Origin of the sequence: Pedobacter agri PB92 (assembly GCF_000258495.1) — a bacterium.
Classification (GTDB): domain Bacteria; phylum Bacteroidota; class Bacteroidia; order Sphingobacteriales; family Sphingobacteriaceae; genus Pedobacter; species Pedobacter agri.
Window position 1 is genome coordinate 1 of the sequence record NZ_AJLG01000091.1, and the last position, 19,346, is coordinate 19,346.

The window sequence follows — 19,346 nt, forward strand, 5'->3', positions numbered from 1 at the left end:
ACGTACACACTGACAGCACTTCTTCGTTTACCGTTTCCAACGGACGAACCCATCCACCATCGAGCCATAAGATATCTACACTTCCGTAGTTGTTCATCAGTTCGCTGATCTGGTTGTAAGTAAAATCCTTGAATTTGTTCCAGCGCCATGGATATTTCCGGATATCATAGTTGTTGTTGCGATCTGCTGTAGCATATTTTTGCCACCAATAATATTGCGAGTGCCAATCGGGTTTAGAAAAGTAGGCACCAATCATGAAACCATCTTTTCTAAAAGCATCAAAAACGTATTTGGCTACATCAGCTTTGGGGTTATTGGCAAAAGGACCTTTGGCGATGCTAAAATCACTTTGCTTGGTATCGAACATGGCGAATCCATCGTGGTGTTTCGTGGTAAAAACCAGGTATTTCATTCCGGCATTTTTGCCAGCGGCCGACCATTGTTCAGGATTAAATTTTGTGGGGTTAAATTGTTTACTGAAATCCCAGTACCACTTTTTATAGTTTTCATAAGAAACTGTAGAGTCTCTTTCAATCCAGTCTTCTGAACAGATAGACCACGATTCGATGATACCCGGAATGGCATATAATCCCCAGTGGATGATCATTCCAAACTTTTTATCCTGCCATTGATCTAGTTTGTCTTTTACCAGTTGATCTTTTGGCCATTCGTAAGTGGCCGATTGTTGCATGATATCATTGCGTTCTTGTGCAAACGAAAACACAAAGCAACATAGTAACGCAAAAACAATAATTAATTTTCTATTCATCTTAAAATATAAAAATCCCAGCCAAATGACTGGGATTAAATGAATTATTCAACTAGGGCATCCAGAAAATTTTTGTTTTTCTGGTGTCTTTACTTACAACTGCCTGATAGTTTTCACTGTTGAGTGTTTTTTCCTTCGCAGGATAAATCAATCTTGTTGGCGGCGTATCAAAACCTGATAACTTTCCTGCCGTTGGAAAAGTTAAAAGAGGGAAGCCCGTTCTTCTATACTCAGACCACGCTTCTGTTGATTGTAAAACTCCGTAATGAAGCCATTTCTGGTTGTAAATCAATGTAAGTTTAGCCGTAGAAGATCCTGTATAAGTTGCTGTAGAAGAATTCACCCATGCATCTACAACTGATGCAGAAGGTGCTGTTACATTTCGGTAACCGCCACCTTGATTTAAATTATTAAGGTAATGATAAAAAGTAACGGATTGTCTTAAAGCCTTATCATATGCTGTTTTTGCAGAAGCAGTATTTCCCCATCTTTCGAAGGCTTCTGCTTTTAGGAAATTAACTTCTGATGAGGTAATTAATATGCCTGGTAACTTTTGGTTAAACAAAAACGTTGCTGAATCCAATACAGAATAATCCGCGAAGCTAGATTCTTGCTGAGCAGTTGTAAATGTGATTGGCATTGCTCTATAGTTGGCATTCTGAACAAATACATCCCTGTTGTTAATCTTTACTATTCTACCAAATTTATCATAAATAACCGGAATCCTTGGATCATTGGCTGGTAACATCAAAGTATTTAACGCATAATCTGTAGCATACCAGCTACCTTCAAAAAAGGCATCTCTCAAATCACTTGTACTGTTTGTTAATGTTTGTAATAAAACATCTGATGTTGCCGGGTTGTATTCGGCTGTGTTATCGCCATCTATTAAAGGCGAGGTAGCCTGATTAGCAAGCATGGCTAAAACTGCTGTTCTGGCGGTTGCTTCATCAGTTTTGGAAATACGCATTAATAAACGCAGGCGCAATGAATTTGCATAGCGAGCCCACATATTCATACTTCCCTTTAACAGAATATCAGATTTTGAAAAAGCTGATGTTGTCGTATTGGTGTTGAAGTAAGTTGCTAACGCTTCCAAATCGGCAATAAAAGAAGTATACAATGCCTTTTGCTCATCGTATTTCGGATTGCTAATTGTACTGCTTAAGTTTAAGCTACCTGCTGCAGAGTATGGAATATCACCCCATAAATCTACCATTTTCGCCGCCTGTTCAATCAAAACAACTTTGGCAGCTTGCATGATTGCTTTCTGATTGGCTTGTTCAGCAGCAGATAACGATTGATATTTAACCTCCATTGTTCTGTATTGAGCCAATACACCACTACCATTTCCACCAGTGCTGTAAAAATCATCCCAATATTGTTGAGAATAGCCATCGCTTTGCTGATAAATGGTATTGCCATTTGCTATATAACTTGTTTGTGCGTAAACACCTGGCATTTGTGTTAAAAACGTACGTACATTCCAATATTTAGCCGCAACACGGTCGTTATTGAGCATACCGGTGAATAATCCATTTAAACTGGGATCTAAAACCTTTTCCGGATTATTAAATTTTTCATCAAGTTCTTTTTTACAACCAACTACAGTCGATATTGCAATTAAAAGAAAGCTTGCTTTTATAAATAACTTTTTCATAATTTCTTATTGATTAGTTGGTTAAAAATTAGCGTTAAGTGAGAAACCAAAGTTTCTTGAAGCTGCTGTAGAACCTACATCAACACCTTGAGACCACCATTTATTTCCCAGAGGTGCCTCAGGATCTAAATCCTTTAAGGTACGGTGGATGTAAAATAAGTTACGTCCAATTAATGAAAACCTAAGGTTTGTGATACCTATCTTTTTGGTAAAGGTTGCAGGTATTTTATAGCTTAGGGTGATTTCCCTCATTTTAATGTAGTTATTTTTGAAAATTTCTGCTTCCGTCAATGAACCTTCACCCCAGTTATAAGTTGTGATATAATAATCAGCAGCAGAAAGTATTTTGGTATTTGGCAAGCCTGTTGTTTGGTTAACCCCTTGTAACAATACACCATCGTTGTAGGTTTTACCATTGCTTGTGTAAGTTAACCCACCGTTTTCAGCATCTCTAAATTCCATTGAATTTTCAAGCATACCTGCACCACGCATGTACTTTAAGTTTGGAGCAATCATTTTGCCGCCAAAACGATAATCAATAGTGAAATCTAAAGCAAAATTACTATAGCTTAATGTGTTGGAAAAACCACCAACAGCCTTTGGCATAATATTTCCAACTTTAACATATACCGAATTATCCATTACATAAAAACCATCATCATTAATTAAATAATTTCCGTTAGCATCGGTTTTTCTTGGGCGAATGTAAATGTTACCTAATTCTTCACCTGCTTTTGCTACGATTTTTGCAGTAGCCTGATCCGAGCTATAGAAGTTAATTTCTGAATTGGCATCTTTTAAGGAGTTCACTTTAGATTTGTTGGTGGAGAAGTTTAAACGGGTATCCCATCTAAATTTGCCGGCAATTGGAGTAGCATTTAATGCCACCTCAAAACCTCTGTTCCCAATTTCGCCCACATTTATGATTTGACTTTGTGCACCATTTGTTGAGGTTACATCAAGCGGTAAAATCTGGTTCTTGATTTTGTTGTCATAATAACTAACATCAAAACCTAATCTACCTTTTAAGAAACGTGTTTCTAAACCAAATTCAGCCTCATGTTTTTTCTCCGGCAATAAATTTAAATTACCAAAAGATCTGGCGGTAACAATCGATGGAACTGAACCATTTACACTTTGAAGCGAGTTTTGAGTGTAGGCAATGTTAGCTTCATAAATTGGAGGGGCATTACCCACTACGCCATACGATGCCCTTAATTTACCATACTCCCAGAATGATGGCAACTTAACAATATCGCTAAATACAAAACCGGTATTTACAGAGAAATAAGAATATTGGTTGTTTTGAGGAGGTAATGTAGAAACATATTCTCTTCTACCAGTAGCTTCCAAAAACAGGAAATCCTTATAGCTAAAGTTTGCAATTCCCAGATAAGCATATTTTAATTGTTCTTTTCTTGTTTCTGCTGTTTCTGCAACGTTAAATGAGTTGGATAATGCAAAGAAATTCTCAGAAACTAATCCATCTCTGGTATTTGATCTTAAATCTTTAAATGTTTCTTTTCTTCCCTGATAACCTCCGCTTAGAGATAATCCGAAATCTTCACCTATTTTATTCGAATAAGTTACCAATGCATCACCATACAATATAGCATATTGGCCTTGATTAGTAGTGTAAGAACCTGTACTCGTGTTACCATTTAATGCACTTGGAATTTCAGTAAACTGTCTGTTTTCTGCTTTTATGCTTGTATAGTCATTACCAATACGACCTCTAAATTTCAGGTTTTTTGCAAAATCATAATTTAAAGTGAAACTAGATAATAACCTATTCTCGTTTTCCTGATAATTGTTTTTTAATTGTTGCCAGTAAAAATCCAACAAATTTGTCGCTCTGATATTGTAAACAAATGGTTCAGGGCGAGCAGTTTGATCAAAAGTAGAATACTTGTAACCATTACTGGTTTGGTATTTTTCTTTCATCAAACTCATATCTTCTGCACGACTAAAAAAACCGGCGAATGAGCCCAAAACCTGACCCAACTGATATGGTCTGTTTACCGTTTTCGTGTTAACATAACTTACGATAACATCAGCAGAGACTTTTGGAGCTATTTTGATTGTAGAGTTTAAATTGAAGGTATTTTTAGAACCCGTATTACCAGGCTGTGTACCTTTATAGTCTAACCTTGTTGCAGAAAAGCGATAATTTAATGCATCAGTTTGGTTTGATATGGCAATATTCGCATTTGAGGTATATCCATCCTGATAAACATCCATGTAATTGTTGGGTTGAGGTGAATAAGGGCGAATAGAACCATCCCACCATCTTACTTGCTGTCCTTCCATTTTAGGACCAAAATTAGCATAAGCTCTAAAGTATGGTCTTAAGCCAGTTGGCGATAATGGATCAGCAATCCAACCATCTTCTGTTGCACCATTCGCTACGTTAGTTTCTCTATCGTATCCAGGCCCGTAAGTATTCTGAAAATTAGGCAAGAAAGCAACTTGATCAATCGAACCCTGATAGTTAAAATCGATGCCTAAACCGCGACTTTTTGACCCTTTTTTAGTTGTAATGACAATCACACCACTGGCTGCATCAGACCCATATAAAGCAGATGCACTAGCACCTTTTAATACTGTTAAACTTTCAATATCTGCCGGGTTAATGTCTAAAATACCATTTCCACGAACACGCTGATCATCCCAGTAGTTGTTATTATTAGCTCCTGCAGCACCGTTTTGACCATCATTTCTAATCATTACACCATCAACAACATATAAAGGTTGCTGATTATAATTAATGGAATTAATACCGCGAATCTGAACGTTTACCGCACTACTTGCACCACCAGGCGCCGTCGTAATTTTCACACCTGCTGCCTTTCCATACAATGCAGATGCAAAATTTGTATTACCCGCCTCTGTTAGTTGCTTCGCTGTAACAGTGCTCACAGCATAACCTAAAGATTTTTCTTGTCTTTTGATGCCTAAGGCAGTTGTGACAACACTAACCTCATCTAACTGATTAGTACTTTCCTTTAATGTTACGCTTACTGTAGCTTGATCATTGTAAGCAACTTCCTGTCTTAAATAGCCAATTGCCGAGAAAACCAGGGTTTCTTTTGGAGATACGGCAATAGAAAATTTTCCACTACCATCTGTTTGGGTAACTTTTGTTGTTCCCTTGATGGAAACGCTCACACCTGGAAGCGGTCCAGATGCATCTCTCACCGTTCCGGTGATTGTTTTTTGTGCGTAGGATGTTATTGTTAACATGGTTAACAACAAGATACTCAAGCACCTTAAGTACACTCTTTTCATATTTTTTTAGTTAGGGTTTTGATTAGTTGTTTTAGGGATTTGGTTTTGGTTCTTTTATATATCCATAATTAATAGTTTATGCTTATTCAAATTGACTATGTTCTACAATCAGACTTGCGGCCGCCAATAGCTCAGCCTCATCAGTTAGCGTAGATAATTTTATAGTGGTTTGCCCCGCAATACGAGGAATACAAAATTGATTAATAGCTTGCTGAATGGATGGCAACAACATTTGACCGGCCTTGGCACCTCTGCCACTCAACACAATACATTCCGGATTTAAAATATGAATTAATGTAGCCAGTCCTTTGCCAAGCTGAAAGCCCGCTTTTGATAGAATAGAAATGGCCAGAGGGTCTTGTGCAATCACAGCATCTAAAAAATGATCTCTCGGGTGTTTGCTTTTATCTTTGAAAAGCTCTTTCATGTTTGATTCACTACCCTCTGCAAGTGCTTTTTCAGCCTTCTCCGCCATCACAAGCAAAGAGGTGTCTACTTCAAGGCATCCCCTCCGCCCGCACGAACACAGATTATTGCTGTCTGACAAAGGGATATGGCTAAATTCACCTGCATATCCGCTGCTTCCGCGATAAAGTTTACCGTCCATAATCATCCCCAAACCTGTACCCCATCCAATATTCACCACCATAGCATCTTTCAGATCAATCGCTTCCCCAAAATTTAACTCAGCCAGTGCAATTAAACTGGAGTCATTATCGATAGATACTGGTAGTTTTATTTTTTTGCTGAGGTATTCGCGGAGGGTATCGCCGTTTTTAACAGGCAGATAAGATAAGTTTACTCCTAATTCTGCATTTACAAAACCCGGCATACCTATCCCAACCCCTACAATATTTTTTCTGTTGATGCCTGATTCGTCAATACTTCGGTTAATGAAATCGATTAGCGCTGAAACATCACTGTTCTCATCCGACATATCAAATTCCAGATATTGCATTGGAATCACCACATTTCTGGAAAGGTTATAGATGGTTAGCCTGGTAATGAGCTGATCCATGGCTACGGCAACAATATATTTTTGATGATCAGCATTAAGCAAATACATAGATGGCCTTCTGCCACCCGTTGAAGGCGCTAAGCCTTGTTCAAGAATATAACCTTCAGCAATTAAACCATTTACTATTGAGGTAACCAATGGCAAACTTTTTTTAGTAAGCTTACTCAAATCAGTTAGCGATAAAGCCTTTTTATAATAAAGATGTTTGATAATGTCGGCCCTTAAGCGTTGACCTTTCTCAATGATGACAGACATATTTATTTGGTTTATAAACAAACTTAATAAATAATTTTAAAACATCCGCCAACTTATTAAATTTTTTTAAAAGTATTTTTCCAAACAAAAAAAAGGCTTAAATTTCTTTAAGCCTTTTTTTGTTTTGGATTTAAATCATCAAACTAGTCAATTCCTTTGAATAATCTGCTCCAGCGTATTTTACTAAAGAACGAAGCGTCGCTGTCAATGCTCATCCAGATGAATAATGCTTTACCCACAATATGGTCTTCAGGAACGAATCCCCAGTAGCGGGAATCGGCAGAATTGTGACGGTTATCACCCATCATCCAATAGTAGTCCATTTTAAATGTATAGCTGGTTGCAATTTTATCATTAATATGCCATACACCGTCTTTTTTCTCAACTTTATTACCTTCATAAGTTCTGATTGCTCTGTAATAAAGTGGCATAGTAGTGCTATCGATTTTAACCGTCCAACCTTTCGAAGGAACTTTAATCGGACCAAAGTTATCCCGATTCCAAACCCGATTTGGATCGTGTGGGAAAACACCGCCTTGTTCAGGACCTGGTGCATCAGGACTTAAGGTTACCGAGCCCACAAAATCAAATGTCTTCAGTTTTTCAGCAATTTCCGGTGAAGCGTTTACAATATAGGTTTTATCTGAAATAGCCGGACTGTTACCTAAATCAAGTTTGAATTCATCTAACACAGCGTAGTTAAAATCCATTGTTTTAAAAACGACGCGATAAGGCATCATGCCGGTATTTTTTAAAGGTTCTTGTTTGCCATTTACCGATGCCACCCCATTACTCATGGAGATTACATCTCCGGGAATCGCGATGCACCGTTTAATGAAGTTTTCACGTTTATCAACCGGACGATCGACAATGGTAAAGTTGCTTCGAACCTGTTCACGCCCCATGTTGCGTACCATGTTGTAATAACTATCTGATTGATTTTCTACCGCTACGGTATCTCCTTCAGGAAAGTTAAACACCACTACATCATTTCGCTTAATTTCTGACAAACCTGGTAAACGATGATATTTCCACTGAACGCCGTCCCAATAAGCTTTTGTTGACGTAGTAAGTGGCATAGTATGATGCGCAAATGGAAATGCTACAGGTGTCATCGGGATGCGGGCACCATAGTTTACTTTACTCACGAAAAGAAAATCGCCAATTAATAGAGAACGCTCCATTGATCCTGACGGAATGGTATAAGCCTCGATAAAGAAAACACGGATGATGGTAGCTGCTACAACAGCGAAAACAATGGCGTCAACCCATTCCCTTGTCTTTGTTTTTTCTTTTTTGTGGCATCCTTTTTTCGTTGCCAGAATTTATAATTCATATTATTTTTTATTGGTTAACTGTTGTATAAACCGGTTAACTGTTATCTGATTTTATTCGATTTTAAGCCTATTAACTCCTGCTCTTTGCTCCCTCGTCTTTGCTCCTTATTCTTTGTTCTTTTCTTCCTGCTCCTACTCAAAAATATCGGTAATACTGAAAAACCCTTTTTTATCCTTTACCCATTCTGCCGCTACAACAGCGCCTAAAGCAAAACCAGCCCGGCTATGTGCAGTATGTTTTATCTCAATATCATCTACCTCACTGCTGTAAATTACCGTATGCGTTCCAGGTATATTTTCAATACGGTGCGATTCGATCAGCAATTGTTCCGCTTTCGGAAAAACTTCCACATCAGTTCCAATTACTTCATTCAACCATTCCGCTTTCCGTTCCAGATGATCTACAATCCCTTCAGCTAAAGTAATGGCTGTTCCACTTGGTGCATCAAGCTTTTGTGTATGATGAATTTCCTCAACCTGAACTTCATAAGCCGGGTAGTTATTCATCAGTTTTGCTAAAGTTTGATTTAATTTGAAAAACAAGTTAACGCCAATACTAAAATTAGACCCATACAACAGTGTATTGTTACTGGTGTTGCAATCATTTTTAACCTCCTGAAGTTTGCCATACCAGCCGGTGGTACCTACCACAACGGGAACATTTGCATCGAAACAAGCATTAATGTTATTTAAAACCGAATCTGGCGTACTAAAATCAATGGCCACATCTGCTGATTTCAAGTTTTGCCTGGTTAAATCTTCCTGGTTATCTATTGATATTTTTAAAACGATTTCATGACCACGTTCAAGGGCAAATTTTTCGATAATTTGTCCCATTTTGCCATAACCTAAAAGCGCAATTTTCATGAGTTGGAATTTAAAATGTTAGGGAGAGTTTTATTGCAGGTGTAGCGTTAAAACTATATATGCTATTTGAGTTGATCATTGTTGGCAACACCTTAAAAGATAAAGTGTCATCAATATTGAAGAAATGTAAACGGGCAGCCACATACGCATCAACTACATTGGCGAAATAAACCAATCCATAAGAGAAAAGCACAATTTGCTTGTTTCTACGGTAAGTGTCTTTTCCTGTCGTAATTCCCTGAGTAGAATATCTTGAAGTTATCTTATCTGGGTTTACAAATGGTCCATTTGGATCTGGTCTGTTATTATTTTCGTTACGGTATTGCAGCTCTGTCAAATAAAGATTGTATTGCTTACTGCTTTCTATAAAAGATAGCGTTAAAACCGTAAAACCACCATAAATTGCACCTATTTTACCTATAGTGTAAATGCGTTGAAAGGTAAGGTTTTTGCCTGCCCTCGATCCATCATTTAGCAATTGCATGTTATAAATTTGCCCCAAACCAGGTAGAATGAGCGATTTAATTACAGCTTTTCTTCCGGCAACCTTGCCTGGATTAACATATTTAGCCTTCATTGAATCTCTTCTGGTCATTACCTTTGGAGAATCAACTTTCATAGGCCTGTAGTTCCGACTCTTTATAGTGTCAGTAGCTTTTGATACAGTATCTTCTACCTGAGCCGAAGCTTGGTTTACAAGAAAAAAAGTAAATAAGGAAACCAGTATTAAAAGCCTATGAAGTTGCATTACCAGTCTAATAATTCTAAAATCCTGTTTAAATCATCATCGCTCATAAAAGGAATTTCGATTGCACCTTTACCATTCTGACTTACTTTCAGTTTTACCCTTGTAGCAAATTTTGAAGCTAAATCATCCTGTAGTTTTTGATATTGAAAAGAAACAGCTTTTGTTTTCGGCTGATCTTCCACCTTTAGCGGCGCATGTTGCAAATTACGAACGAGTTCTTCTACTTTTCGTACGGATAAACCTTTTTCTAAAATTTCCTGGTGGATGAACAATTGTTTATCCACACCATCAACATTGATTAATGCCCTGGCGTGCCCCATGGAAATGCGCTGATCACGAATGGAAGCCTGAATAGCTGGGGGAAGTTTTAACAAACGCAGATAATTGGTAACGGTGGTACGGTTTTTACCTACCCGTTCACCCAATTGCTCTTGCTTTAAACCCACTTCATCAATCATCCGCTGAAAACTTAAAGCTACTTCAATGGCATTTAAATTCTCCCTCTGGATATTTTCAATCAATGCCATTTCCAGCATTTGCTGGTCGTTGGCACTGCGAATATAGGCCGGAACCTTTGTTAGTCCTGCAAGTTTAGAAGCCCTGAATCTACGTTCGCCAGATATTAACTGATATTTATTGGCAGATAATTTTCTTACCGTGATTGGCTGGATCAAGCCTTGAACTTTTATGGAATCAGCAAGCTCGTTTAATGCTACCTGGTCAAATTCGGTACGTGGCTGATAAGGATTGGTTTCAACTTCGGTTAAACTTACATGACTGATATTGCCAATCTGCTCAGTTTCGCTCACGTCATTCACCTGCTGTTTTGGTGGATGAGAAGATTCGCTATCATCTAAAAGCGCACTTAACCCTCTTCCTAAACCTGTTTTTCGCTGAAAAGATGTCATCTATAATTTATAAAGTTGCTGTATTTATGTTTTCTTCTTCCTTCAATAATCCGTTTTTCTTCACGATTTCGCGGGCAAGATTCAGGTAGTTAATGGCACCTTTGCAGTTTGCATCATGCATAATTACCGATACCCCATAACTCGGCGCCTCACTCAAGCGGGTGTTTCGTTGAATAATGGTATCAAAAACCAGTTCGTGAAAGTGCGTTCGTACTTCTTCTACCACCTGGTTCGATAAACGTAAACGAACGTCGTACATGGTCAATAAAATCCCTTCTATCTCCAACTGAGGATTTAAACGGTTTTGAACAATTTTAATTGTATTAAGCAATTTACCTAAACCTTCTAGGGCGAAATACTCACATTGAACCGGAATGATTACCGAATCGGCAGCTGTTAAGGCATTGATGGTAATTAAACCCAATGAAGGAGAGCAATCTATAATAATAAAATCATACTGATCTTTAATTTTCTCTAAAACCGCTTTCATTTTGTACTCACGGTTGTTCAGATTAATCATCTCGATTTCAGCACCCACCAGGTCGATGTGCGCAGGAAGTAAATCCAAATTTGGTGTATCCGTTTTCTGAATCGCCTGTAAGGGATCAATATCGTTGATGATACATTCGTAAATACTGTCTTTTATATTCCGGGGATCAAAACCAATGCCTGAAGTTGAATTCGCCTGAGGATCAGCATCTACCAATAACGTTCTGTATTCTAATACGGCTAAACTCGCAGCCAGGTTTATAGATGATGTTGTTTTACCAACGCCACCTTTTTGATTTGCTAATGCAATAATTTTGCTCATCTATCTATCCGAAATTTACTTAAAGCTTATACGGGCGTTGCTAAATCATGCCTTTTAATCGGCAAAAAGTTCTATTTTTGCGTTGTTTACGCCCTTTTTCTCAATCAGCTAAGATACAAACTATATGGCAATTTTAGCAATAAGGGCATTTGGGTTTTGAACATCTTATTAACAATTCATCCATGATTACAATTATAGCAGCCACCAACAGACCCAATAGCAATACGTTAAAAGTTGCTAAATATTACCAGCAACAACTTAAATTAAAAGGTTCGGATGCTAACTTGTTCAGCCTTGAACATTTACCTGCAGATGTTTTAAATACTGATATGTATGGCAAACGCTCGGTGGCATTCCAAAAAATACAGGATTTAATTTCATCTACCGAGAAATTTATTTTTGTTATGCCAGAATATAATGGCAGTTATCCTGGCGTTTTAAAAGTATTGGTTGATGCCTGTAATTATCCGGATAGCTTTTATGATAAAAAAGCCGCTTTAATTGGGGTTTCCTCAGGTAAATATGGCAACATCCGCGGTGTAGATCACTTTACAGGCGTTTGCCACTACGTTCACCTGCATGTTTTGCCTTTGCGCATCCATATTCCGAATATTAAGCAAGAGCTGAATGAAAACGGAAATTTGTTTAAAGAGGATACCCTTAAGTTTACGGACGAGCAAATTGACAAGTTCATCAAGTTTTAAACAGGATTTCTGATTTCGAGGTCAGGGGTGGTTAAATTTTCCCTTAGATTCACACAAATAAAATACACAGATTACCAATTAGCCGTCATCCTCCATTTGTTTCAAAAATTCACGCCTGCGCTCGTTTCTAACGAGTGCATCATAGCTATACGATTCTATCGTATTTTAATCTCCACCTTACTATTCTAAAGCATAAACAGCGAAAGATGCGAGCCAATGGTCGCCGCCATAATTACCAGCAAACACCAATGGAAGTGCATTGGCTAGAAATTTATCGGCAGTAAGTTCAAAGTGTTTTTTCCACTTATGGTTGTTAGGCAGCTCTTTGGCAATACCCTTCATACACCAGGCCCGGGTAAAAGATAAACCAACTAAATGAACACCCTGATAATCGTTAATATCGCTGATGATGGGCAAATCACTGATGCGCCCGATGCTTCTTTTCTCGTAAAACTTATTTAACCAAGCCACAAAATCCTTATTTGGAAGCACCCTTCTCATTAAATCAGCTATTTCTAAACTCGGCGAAAAGAAGTCTGAACCATCTGGCTCCAGATAAGCGGGAGTTGCAGTATTATCTAAATAAAAGGCTTTTGCTTTATCGTTGATTTGTTTTTCAAAGGCTGAATCTTTAAAAGTTCTTGCCCAATCCAAAGCAAACACCAAACCAAATGCAGTGTTTGGATGAACGCCCGTTCTATTTGGATAAGTTTGTTTGGGCAGATAAGCTTTCCAAAGTTTTAATATCTGTTGTGTTAACGGTTGCAATGCAGCATACCATTTTTTTGCATCCGGATTATCCCAGGTATACAATTCCTGATCGAGCTTTAATAACCAGGCCCAGCCATAAGTACGTTCATAAGTATTGGCTACCTGATACTTGGTAAAATACTCGGCCTCTGTCTGCATTTTTTCAAGCTTAAAAGTTTTATTTAAAATGGCGATGATCTCCGCCTTATTCTTCAAATCTGGAACCGTTTTGAGTAAACGCAGAAGCATCCAGTGCCCATGAACTGAACTGTGCCAGTCTAAACAACCGAAAAATGCCGGATGTAATTCACCTGGAAGCAAACGCCCGTCAACTGCGGAATTTGCTACATGCGAAGTTTTATTCGGAAATTCCTGTCCAATACAGCCTATAGGCATTTTGGAAAGTTTTTCTGCAACATCGGCCGTTAATGTTGGTATAGCTTGCGAGTGAGCAAACAAAGAGATAAAAAGAAACGTTGCGATAGCGAAAAACTTCTTCATTGTTGAATTGACTAATAAGTTATGATTTCTTTTTGTGAGAATTAAACCATGTTATCCCCGAATACCACACATCATCTATCTAATTTAGGCGCCAAATCTAATCCATTTATCACCCTCATGTCCAAAAATAAAGGATCCCGGATGCAGCATCTCCGCCATATCTTCAATGAGTGAAACCGCATTTTCTGCATTTCGCTCACGATCAATATCATCGTTCAATAAAATGATTCTGTTGTTTGTTACGGCCTGCCAATCGGCACTTAAAACTGCAGGTACTTCCCGCATCAGATCAGTAAGCGTTTTACCAGGCTGATAATAAATAATAAAAACTGCACTCATAATGTCTGATTCTACCATTCCTCCTGCAAATGCAATCTCTTCTGAAAGGAAATAACTTGGGTTATTATTCACATCTAACAAAGCAACCGGCATTTTATCCATAAACTTGATCTTATGCTCCACAATATCTAAACGTTCTTGTAAATCTTCTTGCTTTGCGGCATCCAGGCCAATAAATAAATCGTTTAAAAAAGACATCTCCATTAAATTTATTAATTTGTGCAAAAATAACATTCCTGATCGCATGCGAGGTTCATTTCATTATATATTTTGGATTTTTAGTTGTTTAATTTTTGCCGGATGCAGGCAAACAGATGATCATAGCGACAAAAAAGTCTTTAACATTAATCTGGATCAGGGCTTAACCTCGTTAGATCCGGCTTTTGCCCGCAATCAGAATGCGATCTGGATGACCAACCAAATCTTTAATGGTCTGGTTCAGATCGATTCTTCATTGCAAACTGTTCCATGCATTGCAAAAAGCTGGGCGGTTTCCAAAGATGCTCTGACTTATACTTTTAATCTTCGTGATGATGTTTACTTCCAGGATGATCCTATTTTTAGAAAGGGTAAGGGAAGAAAAGTAATTGCCAGCGATTTTGCTTATTCATTTTACAGGTTAATTGATCCCAAGGTAGCGTCTTCAGGCGGATGGATTTTTAGCGACAAGGTGAAAGATCAAAATAGTTTTATCGCCGTAAACGATACTACCTTTCAAATTAAACTGCAACGTCCTTTCCCGCCTTTCATGAACCTGCTGACTACTCAATACTGTTCGGTTGTACCAAAAGAAGTGGTAGAACATTATGGAAAAGATTTTAGAAGTCATCCTGTTGGAACCGGGCCATTTAAATTTAAATACTGGAAAGAAGGAGAGATTTTGGTGCTGCTTAAAAATGAGCATTACTTCGAAAAAAATAAGGCCGGACAAAAACTACCTTATCTCGATGCGGTAAAAGCTACTTTTATTACTGATAAGCAAAGTGGCTTTATGAGTTTCTTGAAAAAAGACCTGGATTTTTATTATAACGTTGATGGCAGTTACCGCGACGATATTTTAACTAAAAACGGGGAAATGAGTTCCAAATATAAAGGCAAGTTTACATTAACCAAAAGCCCGTATTTGTGCACAGAATACGTTGGAATTTTAGTCGATACTAATTTAGCACTTGTAAAAAATTCACCATTAAAAATTAAAAAAATCAGGCAGGCGATTAACTCCGCCATTGATCGGGATAAACTCATCAGATACTTAAGAAACGGGATTGGTATTGCTGCTACCTCCGGTTTTATTCCAAAAGGGATGCCTGGTTTTGATAGTCTGGCTGTTCGCGGTTATTCGTACAACCCTGCGTTAGCTGCCAAATTATTAAAAGAGGCCGGTTTCCAGGAAGGTAAAGGAATGCCCGAAATAACGCTGAATACCACCACAACCTATAAAGATTTAATCGAATTTATTCAGGGCGAGCTTACAAATGTGGGCATCAAAGTAAAGATTGATGTGAGTCCGAGCGCTAGCTTGAGAGATTTGATGTCGAAAAACAGCGTTAATTTTTTCCGAGGCTCATGGCTTGCAGATTATGCAGACGGCGAAAATTTCCTTTCGATGTTTTACTCGAAAAACAAAGTTCCTTTCGGACCTAATTATTTCGCATTTTACAATAAGGAATTTGATCAGCTTTTTGAACAAAGTTATTACGAAACCGATGATGAAAAACGTTTCGCACTTTACCGGAAAATGGATCAGTTGGTGATGGAAAACTCACCTGTTGTACCGTTATTTTATGATCAGTCTGTTGTCATGCTACAGAACAATATCAGCGGTTATGGTTTTAACGCTTTGAGTTTAATGATCCTGAAAGAAATCAAAAAAGATTGATCCGTTAAATTATTTTTTGTCTATCAGTTTACGCTTTAAAAAATCGGCTGTAGCTTCGCTTACTTTTACTCCGTTAGAGAACTTCATCCAATGATGGGTATCATCAGGAATCACCAGAAACTCAAATTTGAACTTTTTGTCTTCAAAACGTTTCGCAAGGTCTACACTTTGAGAAAATGCAACATTGCGGTCATCATCCGCATGTATAATAAGTGTAGGTGATGCCCAGGTATTGATATAAGTTACCGGCGAAGACTGCATGGCTAGTTTAGCAGCCAAATCTGCATCTGGCGCCGGTGCTTTCCCTTCCACCGCACTATTGCTGAATCGATTATTTACGCCATGAATATCAACACCCGCAGCAAATAACTTCGAATCTTTACCTAATGCCAAAGCCGTTAAATATCCTCCATATGAACCGCCGTAAATCCCAATTCTTTGGCCATCTATGTTAGGTTGTTTGGCCAGCCATTCGCCAGCGGCTTTTATATCCTGGTATTCTGAAGCACCTTGAGCCCCGGCATTTGCAGGCTTATGAAAGTCGTAGCCATAACCTAAACCTAAACGGTAATTCACAGATAAAACTGTAAACCCCAGCTGAACCAAATATTGATTTAATGCATAATCAATAGAATAATAATCCATCGGACTCCAGCCCAAATACATTTGCCGCTGCGGCCCACCATGAACATATACAATTGCCGGATGGTTTTGCACCGCTTTCTTAGGCGAAAATAACTGACCATAAACCGGTTTCCCATCCGGAGCATTAAAGCGAACATGTTTGGGCTCAACCATTTCATTTAAAGGAAAATCAGCTGGAATGAGCTGCTCACCTATCAATTCCATCTTTTTATCTTTCGTTATCAACGCAGGTAACAATGGTCTTTCAGCAGTCGAACTTAAACAAATTACAGTCTGGTTATCTCCGGCCATTACCGGATAAGTTTCTATTCCTTTACCAGATGTTAAGGCCTCCATGTTTGCCCGATCAACCGAAACTTTGTATACATGCCTTCTGTCCAGATCATGAACATCTACAATTTTGTTTGCAGCGAAAACAATCGTTTTTTATCATAACTCAGTTTAATGTTTTCGACAGTGAAATTTCCTGGCGTTAATAAAATTTTATTTGACCCATCCGGATTCATTGAATATAAATGTGGCCAACCATCTTCATAGGAAGAAAAAACGATTCTATTTGCTGCCCAAGTTAAATTTGTGCCACCTTCGATTGAGGGATATGAGCCCATAATGGTTTCGGGTGCTTTCCATATTGGTTTCCCAGTTCCATCGTTAACGTTAACAGTCCATATTGCCCAGGGCTGATGTTTTTTAGCTAAAATCGAATCCGTTTCTCCACCAGATCCGGGCGTTCTGATAAAGGCCAAGTATTTACCATCCGGAGACCATACCGGTGCATTATCCTTGGAAAAAGATGGTTGTAACCATTGTAACGACGTTTTCTCTTTGCTGTAGATGCCAATAAAAGAATGATCTGTTCGATTACTTACAAATGCAACCTGTTTGCCATCCGGCGACCATTTGTAACCTGAGTTTACACCTTTGGCATAAAAAAGATTTTTTGCTGTTATCGCCCCATCTACTGAAACAGTTTTTATCTGGCCTGCATTTACAAATAAAACTTCGTTACTTTTCGGAGATAACACGGGATAATCACCCTCGCCTAATGGAATTAAATCTCCGCCTGTAAATGGAATAGAAAACACCTGAACTTTTGGTGCGGTGATTGATGAATTGGCATTAACCGGACCGCCATCTCTACCCCCATGATCCCCACCTCTTACAAACACAATCCATTTCCCATCTGCTGAAATAGAAATGCTGGTTAATTCCTGACCATCATCTTCTTTAAAATCGGTAACTTTTTTTGCCTTAAAAGATGGGGCTTCTGCCGTATAAATATTTCTTATACCTTGTTCATTAGCAGCCCATGCAATTTTAGCACCATTAGCGGATGCTGTTAACTGATTCGGGAATGGATAGCTTAGTACTGATTTTAATGTGAAGGATTGAGCGAATATCTGAACCGATGAAAGGAGCAGCAAGAGAAAAAGCAGAGATTTTTTCATGTTAAATATTTAACGATAAATTACAAAAAAAGCCCTAACCGACATACGATTAGGGCTTCATATTTATTCTTTCAATAAAATTGTTACTGATCCCACCATAACTTAGTTGTTCTAGGAACTTCTGCAGGAACGTTAGCACCATTCTTACTACGCTCACCTTGAGGATAATCATTTCTTCTGATGAAATCAGGAAGGGTAACGTTCACCGGTAGTGTGAAGTCTTTGTATTTATAATCGTAACGGCGGGCATCATTCCAGGCTTCTGGATTTAAGTATGTAGCAACATATTTTTCTTTAAAAATTAAATCCTTAGTGAATGCCGCCACACCAACTGCCACACGCGGATCTGCAAGGTAAGTTGCCTTATCGGCTGCTGCTACCTGAAATTTATCCATATTGGCTGAAATTGCTGCCAGGTACGCGTTGTAAGAACGTGTCTTATCTGTTGTGAATGCAGCTTCAGCTTCGATAAATTTCATCTCTGCATAGGTGGCGATAAAAATTGGTGAGGTTGGACTGGTCCAGGGTGAATTTACAGAAATATAACATTCATCTTTTACAGTATTTGCTCCCGGCAATCTATTTCCAGCACCGTTTACGGTACCAATATAAACGTTATTAACTGTTCTATCTGTAATCTTCGCAATACGGGGATCAAATAAACCGTAAGTGGTACCGTTTAAGTGATCAATTAATTGTTCCGATAACCATCCACCTAAAGATTGTGATGCATTACTGATGGCAACACCTGCCCAAAAGTTGCGGACACTGAAAGTTGCCATTTGAGCATCTTCCGCGTTAGAAGCAAATGAACTTCCAACTGCTGATAGCACTGCTGTAGGATTATAAGTGCTCGTTTTGCTGACTTTATTTAATAACCGGGCTTTCAACGCATAAGCAAATTTCAACCAGTTTGCCCTTTCATTAGCACCTGTTGTTCCGTAAATCAAATCGCTAGTTGCAGCTAACTTTACAGTAGCATTGGTTTTAGCCAGCTCAATAATAGCCTCATCTACTAAAGCCATGCTTTGGTTATAAATTTCCTGAGCTGAATCGTATTTCGGGAAGAAATTTGTAATGTCAAAAGCCTGAGAAAATGGTGCACTTCCCCACATGTCATTAACCATAATCAGGTTATAGGCCATCAGTACATCCGCAACACCTTTGTACTCACTCGAGCCCTGGGCAACGGCCATTTTTTTCATTTCATTGGCATCAGCTATGGCAAAATAAAGCGCATCCCATGTGCCACTAAAATCTATTGACTGATAAGTATCACCTGCACCTGCAGCAGCAGGATTAGCGGTGTACTGAACATATGGAACGATGGCACTTGCAACATTATAGTTATTTACTCCAGCTTTACTGGTTGATGTAGCCAGCAGAGACGCTAAAGTTGGCGTAGTTACTTGGTTAGGG

General features: G+C 38.5%; 16 protein-coding genes. 2 read left to right on the top strand and 14 right to left on the bottom strand.

All coding sequences use genetic code 11. The annotated features are described in order from the left end of the window. The 9 genes from ON09_RS13890 to ON09_RS13930 all read right to left on the bottom strand — a co-directional run. A partial coding sequence (locus ON09_RS13890) for an alpha-L-fucosidase (RefSeq protein ID WP_029204346.1) occupies positions 1–769 on the bottom strand: 769 nt, incomplete at its 3' end. Between the two features lie 52 nt (positions 770–821). Continuing rightward, positions 822–2,429, bottom strand: a complete 1,608-nt coding sequence (locus tag ON09_RS13895) for a SusD/RagB family nutrient-binding outer membrane lipoprotein (RefSeq protein WP_010601671.1) — start codon at positions 2,427–2,429, stop codon at positions 822–824. A gap of 21 nt (positions 2,430–2,450) precedes the next feature. Continuing rightward, positions 2,451–5,672, bottom strand: coding sequence for a SusC/RagA family TonB-linked outer membrane protein (locus ON09_RS13900; protein WP_238533683.1), 3,222 nt, complete (start codon positions 5,670–5,672; stop codon positions 2,451–2,453). Between the two features lie 127 nt (positions 5,673–5,799). Beyond that, entirely contained in the window at positions 5,800–6,990 is a 1,191-nt protein-coding gene (locus ON09_RS13905; RefSeq protein WP_010601673.1) for an ROK family protein, read from the bottom strand. A 143-nt stretch (positions 6,991–7,133) separates the two neighbouring features. Then, the gene (lepB, locus tag ON09_RS13910) at positions 7,134–8,315 is read right to left on the bottom strand and encodes a signal peptidase I (protein ID WP_157258961.1); all 1,182 of its coding nucleotides are present in this window, start codon (positions 8,313–8,315) and stop codon (positions 7,134–7,136) included. A gap of 144 nt (positions 8,316–8,459) precedes the next feature. Continuing rightward, positions 8,460–9,194: a 4-hydroxy-tetrahydrodipicolinate reductase gene (dapB, locus tag ON09_RS13915; protein ID WP_010601675.1), complete on the bottom strand. Its 735-nt coding sequence runs from the start codon at positions 9,192–9,194 to the stop codon at positions 8,460–8,462. Positions 9,195–9,204: 10 nt separating this feature from the next. Then, complete coding sequence (locus tag ON09_RS13920) at positions 9,205–9,813, bottom strand: DUF5683 domain-containing protein (protein ID WP_124912990.1); 609 nt, start codon at positions 9,811–9,813, stop codon at positions 9,205–9,207. A 128-nt stretch (positions 9,814–9,941) separates the two neighbouring features. After that, positions 9,942–10,850, bottom strand: a complete 909-nt coding sequence (locus ON09_RS13925) for a ParB/RepB/Spo0J family partition protein (RefSeq protein WP_010601677.1) — start codon at positions 10,848–10,850, stop codon at positions 9,942–9,944. A gap of 7 nt (positions 10,851–10,857) precedes the next feature. Next, positions 10,858–11,661 carry a ParA family protein gene (locus ON09_RS13930; RefSeq protein WP_010601678.1) on the bottom strand — a complete coding sequence of 268 codons (804 nt, stop codon included), beginning with the start codon at positions 11,659–11,661 and terminating at the stop codon, positions 10,858–10,860. A gap of 182 nt (positions 11,662–11,843) precedes the next feature. Between ON09_RS13930 and ON09_RS13935 the strand changes: the two genes are divergently transcribed. After that, positions 11,844–12,365: an NADPH-dependent FMN reductase gene (locus ON09_RS13935; RefSeq protein WP_010601679.1), complete on the top strand. Its 522-nt coding sequence runs from the start codon at positions 11,844–11,846 to the stop codon at positions 12,363–12,365. A 180-nt stretch (positions 12,366–12,545) separates the two neighbouring features. Here the strand turns inward: ON09_RS13935 and ON09_RS13940 are convergent, their stop codons facing one another. Both ON09_RS13940 and ON09_RS13945 read right to left on the bottom strand, forming a co-directional pair. After that, on the bottom strand, positions 12,546–13,616 hold the full coding sequence (locus ON09_RS13940) for a DUF2891 domain-containing protein (RefSeq protein ID WP_010601680.1): 1,071 nt from the start codon (positions 13,614–13,616) through the stop codon (positions 12,546–12,548). A gap of 84 nt (positions 13,617–13,700) precedes the next feature. After that, positions 13,701–14,153 (bottom strand): hypothetical protein, encoded by a 453-nt coding sequence (locus tag ON09_RS13945; RefSeq protein WP_029204348.1) that lies wholly within the window; start codon positions 14,151–14,153, stop codon positions 13,701–13,703. 19 nt (positions 14,154–14,172) lie between these two features. On the opposite strand from ON09_RS13945, the gene ON09_RS13950 reads away from it, so the two are divergent. Then, positions 14,173–15,834 carry an ABC transporter substrate-binding protein gene (locus ON09_RS13950; protein WP_238533684.1) on the top strand — a complete coding sequence of 554 codons (1,662 nt, stop codon included), beginning with the start codon at positions 14,173–14,175 and terminating at the stop codon, positions 15,832–15,834. A gap of 9 nt (positions 15,835–15,843) precedes the next feature. On the opposite strand, the gene ON09_RS26120 is transcribed toward ON09_RS13950, so the two are convergent. The 3 genes from ON09_RS26120 to ON09_RS13960 all read right to left on the bottom strand — a co-directional run. Then, on the bottom strand, positions 15,844–16,815 hold the full coding sequence (locus tag ON09_RS26120; RefSeq protein ID WP_238533685.1) for an alpha/beta hydrolase family protein: 972 nt from the start codon (positions 16,813–16,815) through the stop codon (positions 15,844–15,846). Positions 16,816–16,871: 56 nt separating this feature from the next. After that, positions 16,872–17,927: a TolB family protein gene (locus ON09_RS26125; RefSeq protein ID WP_238533686.1), complete on the bottom strand. Its 1,056-nt coding sequence runs from the start codon at positions 17,925–17,927 to the stop codon at positions 16,872–16,874. A gap of 83 nt (positions 17,928–18,010) precedes the next feature. Further along, the coding region (locus ON09_RS13960) for a SusD/RagB family nutrient-binding outer membrane lipoprotein (RefSeq protein WP_010601683.1) at positions 18,011–19,346 on the bottom strand (1,336 nt) is incomplete at its 5' end.

What these genes read in the sequence shown, in the direction of transcription:
- ON09_RS13920 (WP_124912990.1), bottom strand. Translation starts at nt 9,813, where the DNA reads ATGAAAGTTGATTCTCCAAAGGTAATGACCAGAAGAGATTCAATGAAG.
- ON09_RS13935 (WP_010601679.1), top strand. Translation starts at nt 11,844, where the DNA reads ATGATTACAATTATAGCAGCCACCAACAGACCCAATAGCAATACGTTA.
- ON09_RS13905 (WP_010601673.1), bottom strand. Translation starts at nt 6,990, where the DNA reads ATGTCTGTCATCATTGAGAAAGGTCAACGCTTAAGGGCCGACATTATC.
- ON09_RS13945 (WP_029204348.1), bottom strand. Translation starts at nt 14,153, where the DNA reads ATGTCTTTTTTAAACGATTTATTTATTGGCCTGGATGCCGCAAAGCAA.
- ON09_RS13930 (WP_010601678.1), bottom strand. Translation starts at nt 11,661, where the DNA reads ATGAGCAAAATTATTGCATTAGCAAATCAAAAAGGTGGCGTTGGTAAA.
- ON09_RS13895 (WP_010601671.1), bottom strand. Translation starts at nt 2,429, where the DNA reads ATGAAAAAGTTATTTATAAAAGCAAGCTTTCTTTTAATTGCAATATCG.
- ON09_RS13925 (WP_010601677.1), bottom strand. Translation starts at nt 10,850, where the DNA reads ATGACATCTTTTCAGCGAAAAACAGGTTTAGGAAGAGGGTTAAGTGCG.
- ON09_RS13940 (WP_010601680.1), bottom strand. Translation starts at nt 13,616, where the DNA reads ATGAAGAAGTTTTTCGCTATCGCAACGTTTCTTTTTATCTCTTTGTTT.
- dapB (WP_010601675.1), bottom strand. Translation starts at nt 9,194, where the DNA reads ATGAAAATTGCGCTTTTAGGTTATGGCAAAATGGGACAAATTATCGAA.
- ON09_RS13900 (WP_238533683.1), bottom strand. Translation starts at nt 5,672, where the DNA reads ATGTTAACAATAACATCCTACGCACAAAAAACAATCACCGGAACGGTG.
- ON09_RS26120 (WP_238533685.1), bottom strand. Translation starts at nt 16,815, where the DNA reads ATGGAGGCCTTAACATCTGGTAAAGGAATAGAAACTTATCCGGTAATG.
- ON09_RS26125 (WP_238533686.1), bottom strand. Translation starts at nt 17,927, where the DNA reads ATGAAAAAATCTCTGCTTTTTCTCTTGCTGCTCCTTTCATCGGTTCAG.